At 47.4% G+C, this 3,979-nt stretch carries 7 protein-coding genes and 1 pseudogene; all 8 read left to right on the top strand.

Going from position 1 to position 3,979, the window contains the following annotated elements; genetic code table 11:
- Positions 1-146: 146 nt before the first annotated feature.
- A complete protein-coding gene (locus Q8O92_08425) occupies positions 147-608 on the top strand; it encodes an Rrf2 family transcriptional regulator (GenBank protein MDP2983339.1) in 462 nt (153 codons plus the stop codon).
- 29 nt (positions 609-637) lie between these two features.
- Positions 638-1,432, top strand: a complete 795-nt coding sequence (locus Q8O92_08420; protein ID MDP2983338.1) for a hemerythrin domain-containing protein — start codon at positions 638-640, stop codon at positions 1,430-1,432.
- On the top strand, positions 1,429-1,905 hold the full coding sequence (locus Q8O92_08415; protein MDP2983337.1) for a 4Fe-4S ferredoxin: 477 nt from the start codon (positions 1,429-1,431) through the stop codon (positions 1,903-1,905). The genes Q8O92_08420 and Q8O92_08415 overlap by 4 nt, the downstream gene beginning before the upstream one ends.
- Before the next feature lie 33 nt (positions 1,906-1,938).
- Positions 1,939-2,409: a hypothetical protein gene (locus Q8O92_08410; GenBank protein ID MDP2983336.1), complete on the top strand. Its 471-nt coding sequence runs from the start codon at positions 1,939-1,941 to the stop codon at positions 2,407-2,409.
- A gap of 30 nt (positions 2,410-2,439) precedes the next feature.
- Positions 2,440-2,967, top strand: a complete 528-nt coding sequence (locus Q8O92_08405; protein ID MDP2983335.1) for an HD domain-containing protein — start codon at positions 2,440-2,442, stop codon at positions 2,965-2,967.
- A gap of 139 nt (positions 2,968-3,106) precedes the next feature.
- Positions 3,107-3,328 (top strand): annotated as a pseudogene (locus Q8O92_08400) (DUF2249 domain-containing protein).
- Positions 3,329-3,355: 27 nt separating this feature from the next.
- A complete protein-coding gene (locus Q8O92_08395) occupies positions 3,356-3,586 on the top strand; it encodes a NifU family protein (protein ID MDP2983334.1) in 231 nt (76 codons plus the stop codon).
- 10 nt (positions 3,587-3,596) lie between these two features.
- Positions 3,597-3,979, top strand: a 383-nt coding sequence (locus tag Q8O92_08390; GenBank protein ID MDP2983333.1) for a 4Fe-4S binding protein, incomplete at its 3' end; no start/stop codon positions are given.

Here is a 3,979-nt window from a genome sequence, read left to right as displayed (position 1 = left end):
CTGAACTCGTTTCAGGATCTAAACACTCAAAACATGCGCAATTATTTATGTCGTCATATATTATTTGGAGAAGAGCCTGAATATTTTACTTGACAAATTAAATAATTTTGGTATTTTAGTACTAAAATAGGAAAAGGATGCTTCCCGTGGATACTTTTTTACACTTCTCAGTGGCAACATCGTTAGCATTACATGCGATGGCATTCATATCATCTCAACCGGACCGGTTGGTTTCTGCCAGGGAAATAGCATCGGCGCTCGATGGGTCGGAGGCTCATCTGCACAAAGTTCTCAAGCTCCTTGTCAAAGCGAATATTTTGAAGTCCGTTCGAGGCCCGAAGGGTGGAGTAATGTTACGGAAACCGGTTGAAAATATAAAACTGCTCGATATCGTCGAGTCAATTGAAGGGACGATTAAATCCAAGAACTGCCTGTTTGAAACACAGAAGTGCAGCAGTAACCGCTGCATTATGGGAAATCTGCTTACTTTAGTGAACACACAAGTGCTTTTGTACCTGAAAAATGCAACATTGTTGGAAGTTTCCGGGGCGTTTGACAGCCTCACCCATGCTCCTTTATTGATGGAATCAACCCAGAGACAAACCTGATATAAACCAAAGAGATCGGAGGATAACCTATGGATAAATACCTACACAAGGGTATAAAAGAAGTAATGACCGAGTTTCCGGAAATCGAACATATTCTCAACGAATTCAACATTGGTTGTGCATCCTGCAGCGTAGGTTCATGCCTGTTAAAAGATATTGTGGAAATCCATAATCTCGCACCGGATGAGGAGCGTCTGCTCATGCATGCTATGGGCGGAGTTATCTATCCCGGCAAAGATGTCGTACTTCCCGGAATCGTCGGGAAACCGCGAACTGCCGTGAAAGCGGCATATTCACCCCCCATGAAAAAGCTTGTTGACGAACATATCGTCATTAAGCGGTTTCTGGCGCTGCTTCCCGCTATCATCGATAATCTGGATATTACATCAACGGAGGGGAAAAAGCTCATACTCGACTGCGTCAATTTCATACGATCCTATGCCGACAGGTACCATCATGCCAAAGAAGAGGAGATACTTTTTATCTTTTTTGACGAGAATCTGGATATCATCGCTACCATGCGAGAAGATCACAAGCAAGCCCGCAACCATGTTCAGGAGATCATTGCCGGTGTGGAGAACGGGGACAGGAAGTCCGTACAGGACCATCTGGAAGCCTATGGTGAACTGCTTAGGGAACATATCAAGCGGGAGGATGAAATCCTGTATCCTTGGATGGACAGAAATCTCTCCCTGAAACAGGTCGGCGCCCTGTTCTCGCTTTTCAACGAAGTCGATGAGCAGTTTGGTGATGCACCACGGCACTCTATGGATTTTATATGTTCACTTGAAAAACAGTTTCAAAACAAGGAGGTTTTATTATGACAGAATTTGAAGGATGCCCGGGATCACGGATGCTGGATATGAGAGCAACCGGCGAAGAAGAAAAAACACAGGCGGCGAAGGTACAGTCCCAGTTACGGCAATGGCCGATTCAGCTCCATCTCGTATCGCCGCTCGCACCATACTATCAGGGGACCGATGTTCTGCTGTCCGCAGACTGTGTGGCGTATGCTCTGGGGAATTTCCACCAGGATTTCCTCAAGGGTAAATCCCTTGCCATTGCCTGCCCCAAACTTGATGAGGGGCAGGACATATACATCGATAAAATCAAATCCTTGATCGATGATGCAAAAATCAATACCCTCACCGTTCTCATCATGCAGGTTCCCTGCTGTATGGGGCTGTTGAATCTGGCACGGGAAGCGGCGAAACTGTCACATCGGAAAGTACCGATCAAATATATCGTGGTGAGTCTCCAGGGTGAAATACTTCAAGAAGAATGGGCGACTGTATAATTTTGCGCCTGAAAGAACAGGAGGTGTCATTTCATGGCAATTGGAAATGAGCAATGTCCTGGTCAGAGCACCATGTTCTGGCGTCCCGAGGATGTTCACGAAAAACCGTGCCCTCACTGTGGTTATTTGATAGAATTTTTCAAAATCGATCTTAAGCGGAGCTGCCCCCAATGCCACCGTGAGGTTCTGAATCCCAAAGCAAACTTCTCATGCGCGGAATGGTGCAAACATGCGGAAGAATGCCTTGGACCAATACTCTATACCCAGGTGACCGAGAAGCGTGATCTGGAACATCGGAGACAAGAGGACATCGAGCGTCTCATGGCTATGATTTTACCCCAAGACGATAAGGTGAAAGACATTCTCATGAAGCTTTTTCTTGAGAACACCGATCCGGGAAATCTCATCGATGTGAGATCGTTGGGCCTGTTGCACGAGAAAAATCCATCGCTCGCGGATCGGGCAATAAAATACTGGCGGGAATTCACCGAACAGAAAAAATGAAGCCGATATTTCCACCGGAGAACAACTTCTGTGACTCACAGCAGCGGAACACATGAAAGCAGAACAGATTCCCCTCCTACCATTCAGGGCATTATTGAGGCAGTCAAGAACGAATTCGGCGACGACCGGAAACGGATCGACCATGCACTTTCGGTTTTCAGGTATGCACAGGAACTCCTGGAAAAAGAAAGCGGTGATAAGGATGTCGTTTATGCCGCCGCCCTGCTTCATGACATAGGCATTCATGACGCGGAACGCAAGTACGGTTCGGCCGCCGGGCATTACCAGGAGATTGAAGGACCCCCTATCGCCAAGAAAATAATGGCGAATCTCGGGATCGACAGGTCTGTTATAGATCGTGTCTGCACCATCATCGGGAATCATCACAGCGTAAGAGGAATCGATACCCCGGAATTCAGAATCATCTGGGATGCCGACTGGCTGGTTAATATTCCCGACGAGTTTCCGGGTTTAGAAAAAGAGAAACTGCAAAATACCATTGAAAGATTATTCAGGACAGAAACGGGAAAAAAGAAGGCATATCGCCTTTATTATTGATGGAAGTGAAGATTCTCTTGCCGCTGATTTAAAAGAATGGATGCCGATAAGTTGCCCTGTATACGCGATCGAGGATACCGCAACATGCATCGTGAAGTGTAATCGAGAATATGGGCAAACTAAACTGGAGGATATGGCAATGAGTACGACAACCGATAATGTGACACTTGATCTGCGGGATATTGTCCCGGCCGCGCGTCATGGTAAGATATTTTCAGCCTTCGAAAGTCTGGAAGTAGGCAAGACACTGAGCATCATCAATGACCATGACCCGAAACCCTTATATTACCAGTTCTGCGCCGAGTACGAGGGTGAATTTGAATGGGTGTATTGTGAAAGAGGACCGGTTGATTGGAAGGTGGACATTACGCGGGTCAAAGAGGGAAAGATATTACCGCTCGAAGCGCGGGTCGAGAAAGCGCTGGAGTTGGTACGGCCATATCTGCGGGCTGACGGCGGAGATGTAGAGTTTGTGGGGCTCAGCGATGATAATGTCGTCACCGTGAAACTCACCGGCGCCTGCCACGGGTGTCCGAGTTCACAGATGACACTGCAGATGGGTGTGGAGCGGATTCTCAAAGAGAAGGTACCTGAAGTTGCACGGGTGGAAGCGTTATAGGAAGCTCACGTTGCAGAAGAAAAAGTATCAGCTCACGCGAAACTGCATCCAGTTGTTTTTCACGATCCTGGTCTTGATTGTGGGGTACCGGTTTTACGGTTTCGTACGGTACTATGAGACCTACGGTGAAACACCGTATTTCGGACGCCCTCCTTCTGTCGAGGCATTTCTGCCGATCAGCAGCCTGATGAGCCTCAAGTACACTGTACTCACCGGCGAGATCAATGACATTCATCCCGCCGGTCTCGTCATTTTTGTCGCCATACTAGTCATCGCTGTCCTTTTCAAAAAGGCGTTCTGCAGTTGGATATGCCCCGTCGGATTCCTTTCTGAATTCCTGTGGAAATCGGGGGAAAGGCTGTTTGGGAAAAACGTCGGGATGCCGTTTGTTCT

Origin of the sequence: Candidatus Latescibacter sp. (assembly GCA_030692375.1) — a bacterium.
GTDB lineage: Bacteria > Latescibacterota > Latescibacteria > Latescibacterales > Latescibacteraceae > JAUYCD01.
The sequence above is the reverse complement of the archived record's forward strand: the minus strand, read 5'-3'. Positions and strand labels throughout refer to the sequence as shown.